Origin of the sequence: Leclercia sp. W17 (genome assembly GCF_003336325.1) — a bacterium.
In the GTDB taxonomy this organism is placed as follows: Bacteria; Pseudomonadota; Gammaproteobacteria; order Enterobacterales; family Enterobacteriaceae; genus Enterobacter.
The window spans coordinates 4,462,574-4,484,172 of the sequence record NZ_CP031101.1 but is presented as its reverse complement, the minus strand read 5'-3'; the positions used below and the strand labels follow the sequence as shown (position 1 = coordinate 4,484,172).

The 21,599-nt window shown below is 59.5% G+C and carries 15 protein-coding genes and 1 pseudogene; 4 read left to right on the top strand and 12 right to left on the bottom strand.

Features of this window, described 5'->3' with window-relative positions; genetic code table 11:
* Positions 1–64: 64 nt before the first annotated feature.
* Positions 65–1,360, bottom strand: a complete 1,296-nt coding sequence (locus tag DVA44_RS22220) for a Gfo/Idh/MocA family protein (protein WP_114388172.1) — start codon at positions 1,358–1,360, stop codon at positions 65–67.
* Between the two features lie 45 nt (positions 1,361–1,405).
* Here DVA44_RS22220 and DVA44_RS22215 point away from each other — a divergent pair, with 45 nt between their 5' ends.
* Positions 1,406–2,983, top strand: a complete 1,578-nt coding sequence (locus tag DVA44_RS22215; protein WP_114388171.1) for a hypothetical protein — start codon at positions 1,406–1,408, stop codon at positions 2,981–2,983.
* Positions 2,984–3,193: 210 nt separating this feature from the next.
* Here the strand turns inward: DVA44_RS22215 and actP are convergent, their stop codons facing one another.
* From actP to acs, 3 genes are all read right to left on the bottom strand, one after another.
* Positions 3,194–4,843, bottom strand: coding sequence for a cation/acetate symporter ActP (gene actP / locus DVA44_RS22210; RefSeq protein ID WP_103177880.1), 1,650 nt, complete (start codon positions 4,841–4,843; stop codon positions 3,194–3,196).
* Positions 4,840–5,154: a DUF485 domain-containing protein gene (locus DVA44_RS22205; RefSeq protein WP_103825415.1), complete on the bottom strand. Its 315-nt coding sequence runs from the start codon at positions 5,152–5,154 to the stop codon at positions 4,840–4,842. The genes actP and DVA44_RS22205 overlap by 4 nt, the downstream gene beginning before the upstream one ends.
* A gap of 132 nt (positions 5,155–5,286) precedes the next feature.
* Positions 5,287–7,245, bottom strand: coding sequence for an acetate--CoA ligase (gene acs, locus DVA44_RS22200; protein WP_103177882.1), 1,959 nt, complete (start codon positions 7,243–7,245; stop codon positions 5,287–5,289).
* Between the two features lie 420 nt (positions 7,246–7,665).
* Here acs and gltP point away from each other — a divergent pair, with 420 nt between their 5' ends.
* Positions 7,666–8,979 carry a glutamate/aspartate:proton symporter GltP gene (gltP, locus tag DVA44_RS22195; RefSeq protein ID WP_103825416.1) on the top strand — a complete coding sequence of 438 codons (1,314 nt, stop codon included), beginning with the start codon at positions 7,666–7,668 and terminating at the stop codon, positions 8,977–8,979.
* A 76-nt stretch (positions 8,980–9,055) separates the two neighbouring features.
* Here gltP and DVA44_RS22190 read toward each other — a convergent pair whose 3' ends face one another.
* A complete protein-coding gene (locus tag DVA44_RS22190; RefSeq protein WP_114388169.1) occupies positions 9,056–9,730 on the bottom strand; it encodes a tetratricopeptide repeat protein in 675 nt (224 codons plus the stop codon).
* A 194-nt stretch (positions 9,731–9,924) separates the two neighbouring features.
* The gene (gene fdhF, locus DVA44_RS22185) at positions 9,925–12,072 is read right to left on the bottom strand and encodes a formate dehydrogenase subunit alpha (RefSeq protein ID WP_114388168.1); all 2,148 of its coding nucleotides are present in this window, start codon (positions 12,070–12,072) and stop codon (positions 9,925–9,927) included.
* A gap of 266 nt (positions 12,073–12,338) precedes the next feature.
* Between fdhF and DVA44_RS22180 the strand changes: the two genes are divergently transcribed.
* Entirely contained in the window at positions 12,339–13,073 is a 735-nt protein-coding gene (locus tag DVA44_RS22180) for a response regulator (RefSeq protein ID WP_114388166.1), read from the top strand.
* On the opposite strand, the pseudogene DVA44_RS22175 reads toward DVA44_RS22180, so the two are convergent.
* The 6 genes and pseudogenes from DVA44_RS22175 to DVA44_RS22150 all read right to left on the bottom strand — a co-directional run bounded on the left by DVA44_RS22175 (position 13,070) and on the right by DVA44_RS22150 (position 19,177).
* Positions 13,070–14,083 (bottom strand): annotated as a pseudogene (locus DVA44_RS22175) (carbohydrate kinase family protein). The gene DVA44_RS22180 and the pseudogene DVA44_RS22175 overlap by 4 nt on opposite strands.
* Entirely contained in the window at positions 14,080–14,940 is an 861-nt protein-coding gene (locus DVA44_RS22170) for a ketose 1,6-bisphosphate aldolase (RefSeq protein WP_114388165.1), read from the bottom strand. The pseudogene DVA44_RS22175 and the gene DVA44_RS22170 overlap by 4 nt, the downstream one beginning before the upstream one ends.
* 9 nt (positions 14,941–14,949) lie before the next feature.
* Positions 14,950–15,636, bottom strand: coding sequence for a D-lyxose/D-mannose family sugar isomerase (locus DVA44_RS22165; RefSeq protein WP_114388164.1), 687 nt, complete (start codon positions 15,634–15,636; stop codon positions 14,950–14,952).
* A 54-nt stretch (positions 15,637–15,690) separates the two neighbouring features.
* Complete coding sequence (locus DVA44_RS22160; RefSeq protein WP_103177891.1) at positions 15,691–16,632, bottom strand: ABC transporter substrate-binding protein; 942 nt, start codon at positions 16,630–16,632, stop codon at positions 15,691–15,693.
* Between the two features lie 32 nt (positions 16,633–16,664).
* The gene (locus DVA44_RS22155; protein WP_114388162.1) at positions 16,665–17,660 is read right to left on the bottom strand and encodes a ribose ABC transporter permease; all 996 of its coding nucleotides are present in this window, start codon (positions 17,658–17,660) and stop codon (positions 16,665–16,667) included.
* Positions 17,657–19,177, bottom strand: a complete 1,521-nt coding sequence (locus DVA44_RS22150; RefSeq protein WP_114316132.1) for a sugar ABC transporter ATP-binding protein — start codon at positions 19,175–19,177, stop codon at positions 17,657–17,659. Before DVA44_RS22150 ends, DVA44_RS22155 begins: the two co-directional genes overlap by 4 nt.
* A 130-nt stretch (positions 19,178–19,307) precedes the next feature.
* Between DVA44_RS22150 and DVA44_RS22145 the strand changes: the two genes are divergently transcribed.
* Complete coding sequence (locus DVA44_RS22145) at positions 19,308–21,599, top strand: ATP-binding protein (RefSeq protein ID WP_114388161.1); 2,292 nt, start codon at positions 19,308–19,310, stop codon at positions 21,597–21,599.

Below are 21,599 nucleotides of genomic sequence, written 5' to 3'. Positions count from 1 at the left end.
TGAGTAACTGCAAAATACTACCGGCGGTTCCGGCGCGGCAGCGGGCCGCGCCGGGGTGAGACGCTTAGCGTTTCGTCAGACGGGATACCAGCTCAAACTCCTTAAAGTTGACCGGACGCTGCTGCTGCATGGAGATATTGCCCGCAATGCCGGTGAGGATAGACATAGCCCCGGCACGGTGGTCGGCTGCGCGCTGCAGCGGATCGTGGCGTGGCTCGCCGAACAGGTCGGCCAGCATCGCGTTGTCGCCGCCGCCGTGGCCCCCTTCGCCGAGGCTGAATTCCGCTTTCCAGGGTTCGGCAAACATCGGGAAGACGGTGAGGTCGCACTGCTCCAGGCTGCCCTCATTTTCGCGCTCGCCCCCGGCATTGACGTAGGACTTCTCGACGATCTTCATTTCAAGACGTCCTTCAGTGCCGTTAAAGACCACGTTCAGCCCTTCCCACGGCAGGTAGGCATTGAGGGAGTAGGTGAGCTGGACCTGGTTCTGGTATTTCACCAGCACCGACATCGTATCTTCGATGGTGATCCCGTCGCTGAAGACGCTCTGATCGCGGAAGTAGCGATCTTCGTGTTCGGCGTCCAGATAGAGCGCCTTAAGTTGCGCATTCTCTTCCATATGCAGCGCAAACGGGTCGTCTTTCGCGTCGGCAAAGCCGTGGGCGCGCGGGTAGAACCGGGTCACGCCGCGTTTCTCCGCATTTTCTCTGCCGTAGAACTGCAGGCTGCCTTCGGCGTAAACCCGTTCCGGGTAGCTGCCCAGCCAGAAGTTCATCAGATCGAAGTGGTGGGTGGATTTATGCACCAGCAGGCCGCCGCTGTTGCGCTTTTCCCGGTGCCAGCGGCGGAAGTAGTCCGCGCCGTGTTCGGTGTTGAGCAGCCACTCGAAATGGACCGAGGTGACCTTGCCGATGGTCCCCTGCATCAGCAGTTCGCGCACTTTACTGTGGTGCGGCGCGTAGCGGTAGTTGAAGGCCACGCGCACGCTACGGCCCGTCTCTTCAATGGCATCGAGTATGCGCAAGGCGCGCTGTTCGTCGATGGTCATCGGCTTTTCGGTGATCACATCGCAGCCAGCGTGCAGGGCGCGCACGATGTAGTCATCATGGGTACGGTCCATGGTGGTAACAATGACGATATCGGGCTGCGTCTCGCGGATCATCTCTTCAAACTGCGCCGCCAGCCAGGTGGAAACCGGCTCCGCCCTTTCGTTTTTTAATAACTGATTGGCGTACTGCATGCGCGTCTTGTTAGTATCACAGAACGCGACCAGTCTGGCATTTTCCCGCCAGGCGCCACCGATGGCGGAAATATATAAACCCGCGCGACCGCCGGTTCCGACCAGAGCATATTTTTTCATGGCATCCTCGATTAAATAACAGAATTAATATCAGCAGGTGACGCAATGAAACGTATTCCCCATCAACTGATGGAGCTGAACAGCACGTTTATCTGGCACTGGCCCTGGTTTATTCAGGGGGTGAAAAGCGCGAAACAGCACGGTTTCACTGGCATCATCCTGCACCAACAGGAACTGCTTTCAATACTTGCGACGCCCTCGCCGCTAAGCCAGAAACTCAACGTCGAGAACCTTATTCATCAGCAAAATTACGCCCTGCACTATTTAAAACGCGTCGACAGTTACCTGGCGGAAAATAATTTATCGTTCTGGCTTCAGGGTGAGGCCGCGCCCAATGACGACATTATTAAGCGTAAGTTTCCGGAACTGACGTTCGACGAAAAGCACGCGCCCGATTTCTGGCACCCTTTTTATGCCGCGATACTGCATCCGCTTTTACAGGCGCTGCCCCATCTCGGCGGGCTTATTCTCAGCCTGACGACGCCAGACTTTCAGACCAGCCGCTGGCAGCAAAGCCTGCATGATGTCTGGAGCCTACTGCGCGCCCAGGGAAAAAAGCTCATCCTGCGCGACTTCATTGACAACAGCTGGCCGCGACAGCAGCTCTCCGGCATTCTGGCGACGCTCCCGGACGACGTGCGCGCCTCGGTAAAAGCCACCGAGCTGGATTACCACCCCGGTTTTGCCAACCATCCCAACATCGCCAACCTGCCGGGGCATAAAAAGTGGATCGAATACGATCTCTTCGGTATCGGCTACGGCTGGACTGCCCTGCCATGCTATCTGGCCGATGAGATTGGTGGCCGCTTAAGCTGGGCGCTCAGCGCCACAGAAAACGAAATCGAAGCGATTACCTCCCGCGTGAGCTGGCAGTGGTTGCCCGACAGCCGGGTGATGGACTCCGTCAACGCCATCAACCTGTTTGGCCTCTCTGCCGCCAACCATGCCGCCGATGCCGCGCTGCCCGCTACCTTCGAGCGTTGGGCTGAACACCATCAGTTCGGCTTTCGCGCTTTGGCGGACAAACATCAGCTTTCGGCCATCCTCCACGCCAGCTACGACTGGCTGTGCAAAACGCCAAACTTCCTCGGACGGCGGCTGCACTACCAGAGCCAGATCCCGGAGAGCATTGCCCAGGCGCAGCAATTGCTCCATACGGACACCCGCAGCGCCAACTGGCTGCACGCCTGGCAGCCGCTGATGCCCGCCGACGATCCTGTTCTTGGCAAAGAGCAGCGTGAACGGGTGGCGCTGGAAAAAGAGGCCGCCTGCTTCCTGGCGTCACGTACGCTGCACAACCTGCGTGAACTGATGCCGCGTATAACCTGCCCGGACGACACCCTGGCGATCCTGCTGGCCGCCTGGCGCAGCGCGGAGATCTACAGCCAGATGTTCTCTCATGTCGCCGCCGCCGTGACCGACGTCGTGTGGCTGGATCACTACGGTCCGCAAAGTCTGCCTGCCGACATCCTGAAGCAGCATCAGCAGCGGCTGCTGCACTTCAGCGACACCCTGGATCGCTGGCTGACAGAACCGCCCGCCAGCAGCCCGCTCTTCCTGCCGCTGTTGCTGAGCCCGGCTCGGCTGGAGCGCTTTGCCAGAAGCCTCGGCGAGTCGCTGTAACTAAAGAATAAAAACTGCGGTCGGGGTTGTCTGTATGCTGCGGGTAGGGAATGCGGGGGATCGGCGTGGAATCGGGAAAAGTGTGATGGAGGTTGCGGATTGCAGATAAAGCCTGTGATCCGCATCGGCTTTTTCTGTTCTGGCGACGTGATAAACGTCACCAGAAGGGGAAAAAAATGTGATCCCCGACCAGCGGCCGGGGAGGGGATTTTAGTGCGCGCGGCCCTGTTCGACACCCAGGCCGGTTTGGGAGCGGATAAACTGGGCGCGGAACTTCTCGCGTTCCAGGTTGCCTTCCGGCGAGTTATCGGTTGCCGAGAAGACCCAGATGCCGATAAAGGCCACGGCAATGGAGAAGAGCGCCGGGTACTCATACGGGAAGATGGCGCTTTCGTGACCGAGGATCTGCACCCAGATGGTCGGGCCGAGGATCATCAGGATCACCGCCGTCAGCAGGCCGAGCCAGCCGCCAATCATCGCTCCGCGGGTGGTCAGCTTCGACCAGTACATAGAGAGCAGAATGATCGGGAAGTTGCAGCTTGCCGCAATGGAGAAGGCCAGCCCCACCATAAAGGCGATGTTCTGATTCTCGAACAGGATCCCCAGCAGAATGGCGACGACCCCCAGGACCAGAACGGTGATTTTGGAGACCTTCAGTTCGTCGCGTTCAGAGGCGCCTTTACGCCAGACGTTGGCATAGAGGTCGTGGGAGACCGCAGAAGCACCCGCCAGGGTCAGGCCAGCCACCACCGCCAGAATCGTGGCGAAGGCCACGGCGGAGATAAAGCCGAGGAACAGGTTGCCGCCCACCGCGTCAGCCAGATGGACTGCCGCCATGTTGTTGCCGCCAATCAGCGCGCCCGCCGCATCCTTGAAGGCCGGGTTTGCACCCACCAGCATGATGGCGCCGAAGCCGATGATAAAGGTCAGGATGTAGAAGTAACCCATAAAGCCGGTGGCGTAGAAGACGCTTTTACGCGCTTCGCGCGCATCTGACACCGTGAAGAAACGCATCAGAATGTGCGGCAGGCCCGCGGTACCAAACATCAGGCCCAGCCCTAACGACAGCGCCGAGATCGGATCTTTCACCAGCCCGCCGGGGCTCATGATCGCTTCGCCTTTCGGGTGTACCGCCATCGCTTCGGTAAAGAGGTTATTAAAGCTGAAGCCGACATGCTTCATGACCATAAAGGCCATAAAGCTGGCGCCGAACAGCAGCAGCACGGCTTTGATGATCTGCACCCAGGTGGTGGCGAGCATGCCGCCAAACAGGACATACATCACCATCAGCACCCCCACCAGCACCACCGCGACATGGTAGTTCAGGCCGAACAGCAGCTGGATCAGCTTGCCGGCTCCCACCATCTGGGCGATCAGGTAGAGGGCCACCACCACCAGCGAGCCGCAGGCGGAAAGGGTACGAATCGGCCCCTGTTTCAGGCGATAAGATGCCACGTCGGCAAAGGTATAACGTCCCAGGTTACGCAGGCGTTCGGCGATCAGGAACAGAATAATCGGCCAGCCGACGAGGAAGCCCAGAGAGTAGATCAGCCCGTCGTAGCCGGAGGTATAGACCAGCGCGGAGATGCCGAGGAAGGAGGCCGCCGACATAAAGTCACCGGCGATGGCCAGCCCGTTCTGAAAACCGGTAATGTTGCCGCCCGCGGTGTAGTAATCGTTACGGGAGCGTACGCGTTTCGACGCCCAGTAGGTGATGTACAGCGTCAGCACCACGAAGATCAGGAACATCACAATCGCCTGCCAGTTGGTCGGCTGGCGTTCAACCGCGCCGCCAATGGCATCGGCGGCATTTGCCGCGAGGGGGAGGGCGGCGGCAAGCGCCGTCAGGACTCTCTTCATGATGCTTTTACCTCGCGCAGAACCGCTTTGTTCAGACGGTCGAACTCACCGTTAGCGCGCCAGACGTAGACGCCAGTCAGCACAAACGAAACGACAATCACACCGATGCCGATAGGGATGCCGCGCGTGACGCTGGTGCCCGCATGCAGCGGCGTGCCCAGCCAGTGCGGCGCAAAGGCGATCAGCAGGATAAAGCCCACGTAGATGATCAGCATGATAATAGAGAGAATGAAGGCAAACCGTTGCCGTTTATCCACCAGTTCCCTGTAGTGCGCACTGTTCTCTATCTGCTGACAAATATTGTCATTCATCACAGAATCTCCAGAGGTATCCCCCTTCGGTTTTCACGCAGCCTGAGCAGTCACGTACCTGCAACGCGAAATCCTTTGGGGTGGTTTTTATATTCCCCTCTCCCTTTAAGGGAGAGGGCTAAGGTGAGGGTATTACGATGGCATTGCGATGGCCTGCTTCTCTTCGAGCAGTTTGTCCACCACGCCAGGATCGGCGAGCGTAGAGGTGTCGCCTAAATTGCTGGTATCCCCCGCCGCAATCTTGCGCAGAATACGGCGCATGATTTTGCCGGAGCGAGTTTTCGGCAGCGAGTCGGTCCAGTGCAGCACGTCCGGGGTGGCAAGCGGGCCAATCTCTTTCCGCACCCAGTTACGCACTTCGGTATAGAGCTCGGGTGACGGCTCTTCGCCGTGGTTTAAGGTGACGTAGGCATAGATCGCCTGGCCTTTGATGTTGTGTGGAATACCGACCACCGCCGCTTCGGCGATTTTCGGATGTGACACGAGGGCAGATTCGATCTCGGCGGTCCCCAGACGGTGGCCGGAGACGTTCAGCACGTCGTCCACGCGCCCGGTGATCCAGTAGTAGCCGTCTTCATCACGACGCGCGCCGTCGCCGCTGAAGTACATATTTTTGAAGGTGGAGAAGTAGGTCTGCTCAAAGCGATCGTGATCGCCAAACAGGGTGCGAGCCTGACCCGGCCAGGAGTCGGTGATGACCAGGTTGCCCTCAGTGGCCCCTTCCAGCGGCGTGCCTTCGTTATCCACCAGCGCAGGCTGAACGCCAAAGAACGGACGGGTCGCGGAACCGGCTTTCAGCTGGGTGGCGCCCGGCAGCGGGGTGATCATGAACCCGCCAGTTTCGGTCTGCCACCAGGTGTCGACCACCGGGCACTTCTCGTTGCCGATCTTCTTCCAATACCACTCCCAGGCTTCCGGGTTGATCGGCTCACCCACGGAACCGAGGATACGCAGGGATGAGCGGTCGGTGCCTTCAATCGCCTTATCGCCTTCCGCCATCAGGGCGCGGATCGCGGTCGGGGCGGTGTAGAGAATATTGACCTGGTGTTTGTCCACCACCTGGCTCATGCGCGCCGGGGTCGGCCAGTTTGGCACCCCTTCAAACATCAGGGTGGTGGCGCCGCAGGCCAGCGGGCCGTACAGCAGGTAGCTGTGGCCGGTGACCCAGCCCACATCAGCGGTGCACCAGTAGATATCGCCCTGATGATAATCAAAGACATACTTAAAGGTGGTGGCCGCATAGACCAGATAGCCGCCGGTGGTGTGCAGGACGCCCTTCGGCTTACCGGTTGAGCCGGAGGTATAGAGGATAAACAGCGGATCTTCCGCGTTCATCGCTTCCGGCTGGTGCTGGTCGCTGGCCTGCTCAATCAGGTCGCTCCACCAGAGGTCGCGCCCCTCATGCCATTCAATGGCGTTGCCGGTGCGCTTGAGCACAATCACGCTGTTGACGCTGTTTACATTAGGGTTTTTCAGCGCGTCATCGACGTTCTTTTTCAGCGGAACGGCACGGCCAGCACGCACGCCTTCGTCGGCGGTGATCACCAGTTTGGAGCTGGAGTCGATAATGCGCCCGGCCACCGCTTCCGGCGAGAAGCCGCCAAAGATCACAGAGTGCACGGCGCCGATGCGGGCGCAGGCCAGCATCGCCACGGCCGCTTCCGGCACCATCGGCATATAGATGGCAACCACGTCGCCTTTCTTGATGCCCTGAGCCAGCAGCACGTTAGCAAAGCGGCAGACATCGCGGTGCAGTTCGCGGTAGGTGATATTTTTGCTCTGGGTGGCGTCGTCGCCCTCCCAGATGATCGCCGTCTGGTCACCGCGCTCGGCGAGGTGGCGATCCAGACAGTTGGCGGCCAGGTTCAGCGTACCGTCTTCATACCATTTAATAGAGACGTTACCTGGGGCAAAAGAGGTGTTCTTGACCGTCTGATAGGGCGTGATCCAGTCAAGGATTTTGCCCTGTTCGCCCCAGAAAGCGTCAGGGTTGGTGATGGAGTGTTGATACTTCTCCTGGTACTGCTCAGGGTTAATCAGGCAACGGTCCGCAATATTTGCGGGAATGTCGTGTTTATGGACTTGGCTCATGGCTTTTATTCTCCTTGTAGGATGTTAATAATATGTCGCAAAAACGTTAATTGTAGGGGCTTTGGCAGCTTTGTTTACTATTTGGGCGACAGATCACGCAAATGTTAAAGAGAACAAAAAACGCGCAAATGACACTTTGAAGGAAAATAATTGCTCTTGAGGATTATTTGCTTTTATGGATAAAAAAGCGTTTTCATTACAAAAGGTTATTTATCATCATCGATACAAATTAGCGTAACCACCTCTTTTGTCAGTCAAATGCCTCGTTCTTAAAGGCTTGCGCAGCATGCCGTGCAAATGGTACTGATACCGCGCGTTAAAAAACCCCATAAATGAACGCAACACAATTCATACCCTTTCAGTATGTGTCGTCCCCTTCGTTTTACGAGTACGAACACTTCGTTGAGGAAGTCTCTTGTTATGAAAAATTTGAAAGTCAGCCTGGCCTGGCAAATTTTGCTGGCCCTTGTGCTGGGTATCTTGCTGGGTAGTTATCTGCATTATCACAGTGACAGCCGCGAATGGCTGATCGCCAACTTACTGTCGCCTGCTGGCGATATCTTTATTCATCTGATCAAGATGATTGTGGTGCCGATTGTTATCTCGACGCTGGTGGTGGGGATTGCCGGGGTGGGTGACGCGAAGCAACTGGGCCGCATCGGCGCGAAAACTATCCTTTATTTCGAAGTGATCACTACGGTGGCCATCGTTCTCGGCATCACGCTGGCGAATGTGTTCCAGCCGGGCGCGGGCATTGATATGTCGCAGCTGGCGACGGTGGATATTTCGAAATACCAGAGCACAACCGCCGATGTGCAGAGTCACTCCCATGGCCTGATGGGGACGATCCTGTCGCTGGTGCCGACCAATATCGTGGCGTCGATGGCGAAGGGAGAAATGCTGCCGATCATCTTCTTCTCGGTGCTGTTTGGTCTGGGGCTGGCGTCGCTGCCCTCCGCCCACCGCGAGCCGCTGGTGACCGTGTTCCGCTCCATCTCTGAAACCATGTTTAAAGTGACCCACATGGTGATGCGCTATGCGCCGGTAGGGGTGTTTGCGCTGATCTCCGTGACGGTGGCGAACTTCGGTTTTGCTTCCCTGTGGCCGCTGGCGAAGCTGGTACTGCTGGTCCATTTCGCCATCATCTTCTTCGCGCTGGTGGTGCTGGGTTTAGTGGCGCGTATGTGCGGGCTGAGCATCTGGATCCTGATCCGCATTCTGAAGGACGAGCTGATTCTGGCGTACTCCACCGCCAGCTCTGAAAGCGTGCTGCCGCGCATCATCCAGAAGATGGAGGCTTACGGCGCGCCGGCGTCGATCACCAGCTTCGTGGTGCCGACCGGCTACTCCTTTAACCTTGATGGCTCCACGCTGTACCAGAGTATCGCCGCGATCTTTATTGCCCAGCTGTACGGCATTGACCTCTCCCTGTGGCAGGAGATTGTGCTGGTGCTGACGCTGATGGTGACTTCAAAAGGCATTGCCGGTGTGCCGGGCGTGTCGTTTGTGGTGCTGCTGGCGACCCTGGGCAGTGTGGGCATTCCATTGGAAGGACTGGCGTTTATCGCCGGTGTTGACCGTATCCTCGACATGGCGCGTACCGCGCTGAACGTGGTGGGTAACGCGCTGGCGGTGCTGGTGATTGCCAAGTGGGAACACAAGTTTGACCGTAAAAAAGCGCTGGCCTATGAGCGCGAGGTGCTGGGGCGGTTTGATAAGACGGCTGACCAGTAAAGTGAAAAGCCGGGTGGCGCTTCGCTTACCCGGCCTACATCACCGTAGGCCCGGCAAACGTAGTGCCGCCGGGCATTTACTCCCCGCTTAACGCATCAAACTCCTCACATCCGGTATCAAACCCTTCGCTACAGCTCAGATTCAACCAATAGAGCGCCTTCTGTTTATTGGGGGTGATAAATCCTTCCTCGCCCTGCTTAAAGATCTGGCCCGCCCAGTACTCCGCATAGCCTGTGCGCGACAGGGTGGAACTCTGCTTAAACCACCGCGCGGCCTGCACATCATCCTGCGCCACTTCCACGCCGTTGGCGTAGATCAGCCCCAGCAGCTGCTGGGCATCAACGGCGGCGTCGTCTTCGGTATTCTCAGCGACCTTGTGCAGTAAGCTCAGCGCCTGCGGATAGTCGGTCTTCCCGGCCCGGGTGTTTACCAGCAGCCGCGCCAGCATTACGGCCCCCGGTGAACTCCCGGCGACGGTCGCCTGCTGCGCAAGTCCTTTGGCCTGGGCTAAATCGCCGTGCTTTAACTTGATTTGGGACAGCAGCGCCATGGCATCGATATCGCCGTTTTTCGCTGCTTTTTCGGCCCAGATTTCGGCCTGCTTATCATCACCCGAGCTGTACCAGGTTTCGGCAAGATAGTACTGGGCCCGACTGTCGCCCGCTTCAGCCTGCTTCCGGTACTGGCCGCCAATCTCCTCGGCGCTCGCCAGAGAAGTAAAAAGGATCAACAACAGATAAAGAAGTTTCATGCGTTATTTTCGTAGGGGTAGATAGCGGGCAGTATAAGCGGGCGATGTGAAGAAAAAAATGGGTGCGTTAAGACCTCCACTACCTACAAGCCGGGCGGGTCTCCCCGCCCGCTGAAGTTAGCCTGCTGCGCAGGCTAATTAGCCGCCACTTCGTGTTGTTCACTCTTTATACCCGTCATACTTCAAGTGTTACATCACCCCATCGCGGTATCCCGTAAACGCTTTTTCAACGCATTATATTCATCGATAACATAGCGCTCGGCGGCAGCTTGATCCGCTATCGGCTCGAGGCGCACGGCACAATATTTATATTCCGGCGTTTTGGTTATCGGGCTCAGGTTTTCCGTTACCAGCTCGTTGCAGGCACCAATCCACCACTGGTAGGTCATGTATACCGCACCTTTGTTTGGCCGATCGCTCACCTGGGCCCGGGTGATGACCCGGCCTTTACGGGAGGTGACCCACACCAGGGCGTCATCCTCAATGCCCAGCTGTTTGGCATCCCCGGTGTTGATTTGCACATAGCCGGGCTCATCTGCCAGCGCCGACAGCGCCGCACAGTTGCCGGTCATGGAGCGGCAGGAGTAGTGACCCACTTCGCGCACGGTGGAGAGCACCATCGGATACTCTGGCGACAGCGTATCCATCGGCGCCATCCAGTCGCAGGTGAAGAACTGCGCCAGCCCGTTCGGGGTATCGAATTTCTCGGCGAACAGGTATGAGGTGCCCCGATCTTCCGGCGACTCGTCCCGGCAGGGCCACTGAATATAGCCCAGCTCGCCCATCTTCTCGTAGGTTGCCCCCTTAAAGGCCGGGCAGAGCTGGCGCAGCTCGTCCCAGATTTGCTGGGTGTTGTCGTAGTGCATCGGATAACCCATCCGGGTGGCAATCTCGCTGATAATCTGCCAGTCGGTTTTCAGGTCCCACTTCGGCTCCACGGCTTTGAAGAAGCGCTGGAAGCCGCGATCGGTTGCGGTGTAGACCCCTTCATGCTCGCCCCAGGAGGTGGAGGGCAGGATCACGTCCGCTGCTGCCGCGGTTTTGGTCATAAAGATATCCTGGACAATCACCAGCTCAAGGTCGTCAAAAGCTTTGCGCACTGCCGAGAGCTCAGCATCGGTTTGCAGCGGGTCTTCGCCCATGATGTACGCCGCCCGCACCTCGCCGTGGGCCGCGCGGTGCGGCAGCTCGCTGATACGGTAGCCGGGGTTCGCCGGCAGGCTCTCCACGCCCCAGGCTTTGGCAAATTTCTCACGGTTTTCCGGAAACTTAACGTACTGGTAGCCCGGATAGGTATCCGGCAGTGCCCCCATGTCGCAGGCACCCTGCACGTTATTCTGCCCGCGCACCGGGTTGACCCCCACGTGGGCTTTGCCGAGATTGCCGGTAAGCATGGCAAGGCTGGTGAGCGCACGCACGGTTTCCACCCCCTGCCAGAACTGGGTCACCCCCATGCCCCACAGCAGGGTAGCGGTGTTGGCCCCGGCATACAGGCGTGCCGCCTGGCGGATCTCTCCCGCGCTCACGCCGGTGATGGTCTCCACCGACTCGGGCGTATAGCGTTCAACGATTTTACGGTACTCATCAAAGCCCTCCGTGCGGCTGGCAACGAAGGCCCGATCGTAGAGCTGCTCGGCAATAATCACGTGGCCGATGGCATTGAGCAGGGCGATATTCGAGCCGTTTCGCAACGCGATATGCATATCGGCAATGCGGGCGGTTTCGATGCGCCGTGGATCGCAGACAATGATTTTTGCCCCGTTCTGTTTCGCGCGCAGAATATGGTTGGCGACAATCGGGTGCGAATCCGCCGGGTTATAGCCAAAAATAAAGACTAACGCAGTGTTATCAATCTCGTTGATGGCATTGCTCATGGCGCCATTGCCGACCGACTGGTGCAGACCTGCAACCGAGGGGCCGTGTCAGACGCGGGCGCAGCAGTCGACGTTATTGGTGCCGATAACGGCGCGCGCAAACTTCTGCATCAGATAGTTGGTTTCATTCCCGGTGCCGCGTGACGAGCCGGTGGTCTGGATCGCGTCCGGGCCGTGCTTTTCCTTGATGGCGGTGAGGCGGCTGGCGACGTAATCCAGCGCCGCTTCCCACGAAACGGGCGTCAGCTTGTCGCCGCGCGTTCTGCGGATCATCGGGCTTTTCAGCCGCGGGGTGAGGATTTGGGTATCGTTAATAAAATCCCAGCCGAAGTAGCCCTTCAGGCACAGCGTGCCCTGGTTGGTTTTGCCGTTGGCCGCCTCCGCCCGGACGATTGTGCCGTTATCGACCACCAGGTTGATCTTGCAACCTGATGCGCAATAGGGGCAAACCGTGATGACGTTTTTCATCGATCTCGCTCCAGTTTCACATGATGCTGATATGTCGGTTGAGTATGCCGCCTCTAAGCCGCATTCTTGTTGTGGTTTTTCCCTGACTTTACGGGTGAATCCTGGGCAATACCCTGACGAAAAACAGGCCTGCGGCAAAAATTGCGACAGCGGAAGTGACGGGGGATGTGACGGCGGTTGAAGATTCGTGATGGAAAAGGCGTTTGGGCTGGAGCCTTGCACAGAATGGGCCAGACTGATCTTTATCTTCTCTATGGGGTCCCGTAATGAAACCAGCAATTCTGGTGGTCGATGACGACACCGCGGTCTGCGAACTGTTGCAGGACGTTCTCAACGAGCACGTCTTTACCGTCCATGTCTGCCACAACGGGCAGGATGCGCTGCGTCTGACCTGCCAGATGCCGGATATTGCGCTGGTTTTGCTCGATATGATGCTGCCGGATATCAACGGCCTGCAGGTATTACAGCAACTGCAAAAGCAGCGTCCTGAGCTGCCGGTCATTATGCTCACGGGTCTTGGCAGCGAGTCGGATGTGGTGGTGGGGCTGGAGATGGGGGCGGACGATTATATCGGCAAACCCTTTAACCCCCGGGTGGTGGTGGCGCGCGTCAAGGCCGTGCTCCGTCGCACCGGCGCGCTGGCGGCGGAGCCTGCAGCGGTCCCGCGGGCAGGCGGGATCGGCTTTAACGGCTGGACGCTGGATACCGCCCGCTGCGAGCTAATTGACGCCGCGCGCAACGTGGTCTCCCTGACCCAGGGCGAATACGGTCTGCTGCTGGCGCTCACCCAGAATGCCCGGCGTGTACTGAGCCGGGAACAGCTGCTGGAGCTGACCCACAGCGAAAGCGCGGAGGTGTTTGACCGCACCATCGACGTGCTGATCATGCGCCTGCGACGCAAAATCGAAATCAATCCTCATCAGCCCTTGCTGATTAAAACCATCCGCGGGCTGGGCTACGTCTTTGCCGCCGACGTGCAGCATGGCGACAGGGCGGCCTAGACCAGGCGGTTCTCCTCAATAAACAGCTGCAGCTCCTGCAACGTTTTTGCCCCGTCGATGGCGTTGGCGGCCAGCAGGCTGGCGCGGGCGCAGGCGTGCGCCATCTGAATACTCTCCGTCAGCGACAGCGATTCGTGGCAGCCATACAAAAATCCGGCGCAGAAGGCATCGCCAGCCCCGACGCTGCCGACAATCTCCTCCTGCGTAAGCCGCCACGAGGGGATCCAGCTTCCCGCCTGGCCCGGCTCCTCTCCCCACGCCCCCTCCGGGCAATGAATCACTACCCGTGACTTCACCCCCGCCGCCAGCAGATCTGCCGCCGCCGCGGCAATATTAGCGATCACCGGCGCATCCTAGTCATCGCGCATCGGCAGGCCGCTGAACTCGCCCGCCTCCAGCTCGTTAATCACCAGATAGTCGAGATGGCGTAGGGCAGGGAGCACCAGCGGCTGATAGCGCGGATCACCCTTACGCGACACCAGATCGAGGGACGTTTTAAACCCCAGATCGCGCATCCGCGCCAGCAGCCGCGCGCTGCGGGTGCCATATTCGTCGTCCGGCATATCCAGGCTGTCGAGCAGCAGGAGGTAACCCAGATGGAAGATCTTCATGCTGTAATCGAGCCGGTCAAAGGCGGGCAGATCCAGCAGGCGGTTCGCCCCCGGTGAGTGGAAAAAGGTACGTTGGCCGCTGGGGTCGGTCATCACCTGCGACATGGAGGTGGGGGCAAAGGTAGTGCGCTCTACCCGCTGGCGGTTGACGTGATACTGGTCGAGCATGGCGAGAATGTAATCCCCGTCGTTATCCTCCCCCACCAGCCCGACCGCCTGCAGCGGGATCCCGGTATGCATTTTTGCCAAGGTTAACAGCACGTTGAGCGGTGCGCCGCCGGTGGCGCGCTCGCTGTGGGTGATCTCCGCCAGCCAGCCGCGCTCCGGCCACTGCACAATCTGGTGGACATGGTCCACCAGCATATTACCCGCCGCGATAATGCCCCGGCGTTCCATTATGCTTGCCCCGCGCTGCCGAAGATACGCATCTGCGCGGCGACGGTGTCGGTAATCGCCTCTTCGATGCCCAGCAACAGCTCAGCAAACTCGTCATACAGCGGCTGCCGGTTGGCCATGCGCTGCTCCACGGCCCCCAGCGCCGCCTGGGACATGCCGGTATAGAAGTTAATTTTGTGGATCCCAAGCTCAATGGCGCGGCGAAAATCGGCGTCACCGATCCCGGAGCCGCCGTGCAGCACCAGCGGCAGGCCGGTTTGCTGGCGGATAGCGTCAAGACGGGCGAAATCGAGCTTCGGCTCCCCCTTGTACTTGCCGTGGGCATTGCCGATGGCTACCGCCAGGGCATCAATGCCGGTCTGGTCGACAAATTCCCGCGCCAGGGCCGGATCGGTGAAAAAGGCTTCGTCGGCGTGACCGTACAGGGCGCCGCCCTCATCGCCCCCCACTGCGCCCAGCTCCGCCTCCACCGACACGCCCACCGCGTGGCACATCTTCACCACTTCCCGCGTCTGGCGGATGTTCTCTTCGTAGCTCAGCGTTGAGCCGTCGAACATCACCGAGCTGAACCCCAGGCGCAGCGCCCGTACCACCGCCTCGAAATGCAGACCGTGATCGAGGTTCAGCACCACCGGAATGTCATGCCGGGCGGCTTCAAATTTCACCGCCTCCACCAGTGAATCGAGCGACACGTACTTAAAGTGCACTTCGGCAATGTTGATGATAAAGGGCGAGCTCTCCTGGTGGGCCGCGGCAAAGAGCGCCCGCAGGAAGTGAGAGTCGAGGACGTTAAACGCCCCCAGCGCGTAACGCTGTTCCCGGGCATGCGCCAGCCCGTCGGCGAGAGAGATAAGCGGCATGTTCACTCCTTACAGACGAAACAGGTTGTACTCGTTACACAGCACTAGCACGGCCGGTTCGTCTTCATCAATGTTGTTATAGCGGGCGGTGGGTTGCAGGAAATGGTTGTCGGTATCGTCATCATTCACCGAGGAGACCTCGCCCACCAGCACATCCCCAAAGCCCTCTTCACCCCAGAAGCTGTGGTACAAACCGGGCGGCAGACAGATGCTCTCTCCCGGCGCGAGACGGATATGGCTGCCTGCCGCGTGAGTCTGCTGGCACCCGTCGATGGAGACCGTAATATCGCCATCCTCTTTCTGCTCATTTTCATCGGCGTTCCACAGCTCAAGAATCAGATTGCCGCCGCCGCGGTTAATGATGTCCTCGCGTTTACGCCAGTGGAAATGCAGCGGCGTGACCTGGCCGTCGCGCACGTGCATGATCTTTTCCGCGTAACATCTGGCCCACGGCTTGCCGCCGGGCGAGCCGTTGCGCAGGGTAAAAAGGGTCAGCCCTTGGACGGCAAAGTTATCGCCGCCGAAGGCGGTCACGTCCCAGCCAAGACGCAGGTCGAACACTTCGCGCCAGGCCTGTGCGTCGAGCTGCTGCCAGCGGGCAGGGGGGAAGCTGGCAAAGGGGGGCAAATGCACATCGTGCATGGAGAAAAACTGCCGCGTGTGGCCGAGGATTTCGTTAATTTCGGAGCGTTTCATGGTAACTCCTTACGTGATATGCAGAGCCCCTGATAAAGAGGCTCTGCACCGATCTCACTTAACCGTCCAGCCCTTATAGGTGCCGACGTTGTTCTTATCGATCATCGTCACCGGGATCAGCACCGGCTCTTTCGGCGCCGGTTTGCCCTGCAGAATGCCATAGCCAATCTCTACCGCTTTCGCCGCCATCACCTGCGGGTCCTGCGCCGGGGTGGCGATAAAGAGGGAGTTTTCGCGCTTCAGCGCCTCTTCCGCATCCGGGGAACCATCCACGCCAACGATAAAGAACTCGTTACGTTGCGCCTGTTTCGCCGCCAGATCGGCCCCGATCGCCGTCGGATCGTTGATGGCGAACACGCCGTCGATCTTCGGATTGGCGGCCAGCAGGGAGGTCATCACCTCCAGCCCGCCTTCACGACTGCCCTTGGCGTTCTGGTTATCCGAGAGCACCTTGATATCCGGATGTTTTTTAAATTCGGTCTGGCACCCTTCCACGCGGTTCTGTACCGCAGAAACCGGCGGTCCGTTGATGATCACCACGTTGCCTTTGCCTTTCAGACGGTCGGTAATCAACTTACAGGCCATCTCGCCCGCCTGGGTGTTGTTGGAGGTGATGGTCGCATCGGCGCCTTCTGCCGCCACGTCAACCGCCACCACCACGATCCCGGCATCTTTCGCGCGCTTCACCGCCGGGCCGATCCCCTTCGAGTCTGCGGCGTTGAGAATGATCATATCGACCTTCGCAGCGATGAAGTTATCAATCTGCGACACCTGCTGGCCGAGATCGTAACCGCTGGAGACCAGCGTCACTTTCACGTTATCTCCCGCCAGTTTGCGCGCTTCCAGCTCCGCCCCTTTGGTGATCTGCACAAAGAACGGGTTCGCCAGATCGCCCACCGTCACGCCGATGGACTTCAGCTCTTTGGCCTGGACAAACGGGGTTGCTGCAAGCAGTGCGCCAGCACAGAGCGCGGTAACAAGAGGTTTTAAACGCATATTTTTCGTCCTCGTTATGTAGGGTATTGTTGTTATGCACTTTGATGGTGTCGGGTACGGTATTTGTCGATCAGTACCGCAATGATGATCACCGCCCCTTTGATCACCAGTTGCCAGAAGTAGGAGACGCCCATCAGCGTCATGCCGTTGTTAAGGGTGGCGATAATCAGCGCCCCCACCAGCGTGCCGGTGATGGTGCCGATGCCGCCGACAAAGCTGGTGCCGCCGAGGATCACCGCGGCGATGGCGTCCAGCTCATAGCCGGTGCCAAGGTTGCCGTTGGCGCTGTAGAGCCGCGAGGCGCTCATCACTCCGCCCAGACCCGAGAGCAGGCCGCTTATGCCGTAGACAAAAAGCAGTACCATCCAGACCTTGATGCCCGTTAAGCGCGCCGCCTGCATGTTGCCGCCCACCGCGTAGATGTGTACCCCGAGGGTGGTGCGGCGCAGGATGAACCAGCAGATGACGATGACCGCGAGGGCGATCACCACCAGCCATGGCACCGGCCCGAGGTAGTTATTGCCGATCCACTCAAAGCTGATGCTGGAGTTAATCACCGTGGTGCCGTCCGCCAGCAGGTAGGCCGCCCCGCGCAGCGCCGTGTAGGTGCCGAGCGTGACGATAAAGGGGGGCAATCCGGCAAAGGCCACCAGCGCCCCGTTGATGGTGCCCAGCACCAGTCCGAGCATCAGGGCCGCCGGGACCGAGAGCATGGAGAGCTCCGGCATCAGCGACACCACCATCGCCGCCACCGCGGTGGTGCCCAGAATCGAGCCTACCGAGAGGTCGATGCCGCCGGTCAGAATGATGAAGGTCATCCCCGCCGCCAGCACGATATTGATGGAGGCCTGACGGGTGATGTTCAGCAGGTTGCTTTCGGTAAAGAAGTTAGGGGCGATAAAACCAAAGACGGCGACAATCAGGATCAATATCGGCAGGATCCCGATGGTTTGCATCAGATCGCCCATCAGCATTTTTTTGGCGGAGGCCGCTTTGGCCACCTGTTGCGGACTATTTTGTTGGCTCATGATTTTACCGCCTGGTGATGAGAGTCGTTGACGCCGGTCGCCAGCGTCATGATGTTTTCTTGTGTGATATCGGCCCGATGCAGCTCGCCAGCGATGCTCCCTTCGCGCATCACATAGACGCGATCGCTCATGCCCACCACTTCCGGCAGTTCGCTGGAGATCATCAGGATCGCCACCCCTTTGCGCGCCATCTGGTTCATGATCCGGTAGATCTCGCTTTTGGCGCCGACATCCACGCCGCGGGTCGGCTCGTCGAGGATCAGAATGCGTGGGCCAATCGCCACCCAGCGGGAGATGAGCAGCTTCTGCTGATTGCCACCGGAGAGGCCGCCCGCCCGCACCTGGGAATGCGGCACGCGAATGTTAAGCAGGGCGATGGCGTCATCGGAGATCGACTGCGCTTTTTTGCGGTTAAGCATGCCGAAGGTGGCGTCGCGCTCCAGCGTCGCCATGGTGATGTTCTCCTGCGCCGCCAGCTCAAGGAACAGCCCCTGCTCCTTGCGGTTCTCGGTTAAAAAACCGATGCCGTGTTCAATGGCGGCACGCGGAGAGTGGATCACCACCGGCTCGCCATCGACCTCAATCATGCCGCCGGTGGCCTTGCGCACGCCAAAAATCAGCTGGGCCAGCTCCGAACGCCCGGCCCCCACCAGCCCGGCGAGCCCGACGATTTCGCCGGAGCGCACCAGCAGGCTACAGGGCTGCACTTTGCCACCGTCGGTCAGATGGTGGACATTCAGGCGCGGGCTGCCGAGAGGGATATCGCGCTCTTTATTGAACAGATCGCTCAACGGACGCCCGACCATCATCCGCACCAGTTCAGCAGCGTTGAGCTTGTCGCGGGTCAGGCTGCCGACATACTGGCCGTCACGCAGCACGCTGACGCGATCCGACAGTTCATACACCTCCGCCATGCGGTGGCTGATATAGATAATCGCCATCCCTTCATCGCGCAGGCGCAAAATCAGTTCAAACAGACGATGGGTTTCGCGAGAGGAGAGGGCGGCGGTGGGTTCATCCATCACCAGAATGCGGCTGTTGCGGTGCAGCGCGCGGGCAATCTCCACCTGCTGCTGCTCGGCGATGGTCAGCTTCATCACCAGATCGGTGGCCTTAAACTGGGCGCCGAGCCGGTCAATCACCGCCTGGGCCTGGGCCGCCATCTCTTTACGCTGCACCAGTCCGCCGCGCGACAGCTCGCTGCCGAGGAAGATGTTTTCGGCCACGGTAAGGTTGGGGGCGAGCTGCATCTCCTGATAAATCAGGGTGATGCCCGCCGCCAGGGCATCTTTCGGGCCTTTGATGTGAAACGGCTTGCCGTCGATCAGGATCTCGCCGCTGGTGGCGATATAAGCCCCGGCGAGAATTTTCATCAGCGTACTTTTTCCGGCGCCGTTTTCACCCATTAGCGCGTGGATCTCACCGGGGAAGACCGTCAGATCCACACCCTTCAGCGCGTGAAAGCTGCCAAAGGTTTTGGCAATGTTGCGCATCTCTAAAACCGGGGTCCTGCTCATGGCGGATCTCCTGTGACGTTCGATATCCGCACTTCATCACAGCCCGGTAAATGCAAAATGTCAGAAGTCGTTCATATTTGTCATAGTTATGAATAGTTAATGTGGATCACAGTTACGCCACGGAGCCAACATGCCTTCACGCCGTCCTCCCTTTTTCGCCAGCGCCCGTGGCCGCCTGCTGATCTTCAATCTGCTGATGGTGGCGGTGACCTTAATGGTCAGCGGCGTGGCGGTGCTGGGCTTTCGCCACGCCAGCCATATCCAGGAGCAGGTGCAGCGCCAGACGCTGGACGACATGACCGGCAGCATGAATTTGTCGCGGGAAACCGCCAACGTGGCGACGGCGGCGGTACGTTTGTCGCAGGTGGTGGGGGCGCTGGAATATAAAGACGAAGCCAACCGGCTAAAGCAGACCCAGACGGCGTTGGGCCATTCGCTGGCGCAGCTTGCCGATGCGCCGCTGGCGCAGCAGGAGCCCGCACTGGTGGCGCGGATCATCCGGCGCAGCAACGAGCTGCAACAAAGCGTGACCGGGATGCTGGAACGCGGGCAACGACGCCACCTGGAGCGTAATGCCCTGCTCAGCGCGCTCTACCAGAGCCAGAGCTATCTCCGCCATCTCCAGGAGATCAACCGCCGCTACGCCAGTAATGTGCCCGATGCTCGCCTGCTCAGCGAGATGGACCGGCTGATCGTCGCCGCCATCGAAACCCCTTCGCCGCGAGCGACCATCCAGCAGCTTGATACGGTGACGGCGATGCTGCCCCCAGGAGCCACTCAGCCGGTGGTGGGCTTTGTGCTGCCCGATTTTAACGCCGAGCTGAACAAGCTCGGCCCGCTCTCCCGGCAGCTGGAAGAGAGCGACCTGTCGATCAGCTGGTATATGTTTCACATCAAAGCGCTGGTGGCGATCCTCAACAGCGATATCAATCAGTATGTGGAGCAGGTGGCGCAGGCATCCCAGCTGCGTACCGCCCAGAGCCATCAGGAGCTGCGCTCCATCAGCGTCTTTATCACCCTTTCCGCCGTGCTGGCGCTGATCATTACCGCCTTTGCCTGCTGGTACATCTACCGCAACCTGGGCACCAACCTGACCGCCATCTCCCGGGCGATGTCGCGGCTGGCCCATGGGGAACAGGATGTCTCGGTGCCTGCGCTGCAACGCCGGGATGAGCTGGGCGAGCTGGCGCGGGCATTTAACGTCTTTGCCCGCAATACCGCCTCGCTGGAGCACACCACCCGGCTGCTGAAAGAGAAAACCTCCCAGATGGAGGTGGATCGCATTGAACGTCAGGGGCTGGAGGAGGCGCTACTCCACAGCCAGAAGATGAAGGCGGTGGGTCAGCTGACGGGCGGGCTGGCGCATGATTTCAATAACCTGCTGGCGGTGATCATCGGCAGCCTGGAGCTGGCCGACCCCCATTCACCGGATGCGCCGCGCATCAGCCGCGCGCTGAAGGCCGCCGAGCGCGGGGCGCTGTTAACCCAGCGCCTGCTGGCCTTCTCTCGCAAGCAGTCCCTGAACCCGCACGCGGTGGAGATGAAACCCCTGCTGGAAAACCTGGCCGAGCTGATGCGCCACTCCCTTCCCGCCACCCTTTCGCTGGAGATCGAAGCGCAGACCCCGGCGTGGCCGGCGTGGATTGACATCAGCCAGCTGGAAAACGCCATCATCAACCTGGTGATGAATGCCCGGGATGCGATGGAAGGGCAAAGTGGAGTGATAAAAATCCGCACCTGGAACCAGCGCGTCACCCGCAGCGACGGACGCAGGCAGGATATGATAGCGCTGGAGGTGATCGACCACGGCTGCGGGATGTCGCAGGCCATCAAATCCCGGGTCTTTGAACCCTTCTTCACCACCAAGCAGACCGGCAGCGGCAGCGGGCTGGGGCTGTCGATGGTGTATGGCTTTGTGCGCCAGTCCGGCGGGCGGGTGGAGATCGAAAGCGCGCCCGGGCAAGGCACCACCGTGCGGCTGCATCTGCCCCGCGCCACCCAGCAGGCACTTCCCCAGCCAGAGACGCTGGCAGCCGCCGCAGCGGTACGAAGCGACCGGCTGGTACTGGTGTTGGACGACCAGAGCGATGTCCGCCAGACCCTGTGCGAACAGCTGCACCAGCTGGGCTACCTGACGCTGGAGGCGGAAACCGGCGAGCAGGCGCTGCATATGCTGAGCGCATCGTCGGATATCGAGATGTTTATTAGCGACTTAATGCTTCCCGGCACCCTGAGCGGCGCGGAGGTGATCCAGCAGGTCCGCCAGCAGTTCCCGCATCTCCCCGTGCTATTGATGAGCGGCCAGGATCTGCGCCCGGCACATAACCCACAGCTGCCGGACGTGGAGCTGCTGCGCAAGCCTTTTACCCGTGCGCAGCTGGCGCAGGCGCTGCAAAAAATCGGTGCCATGTTTAAGAATTAA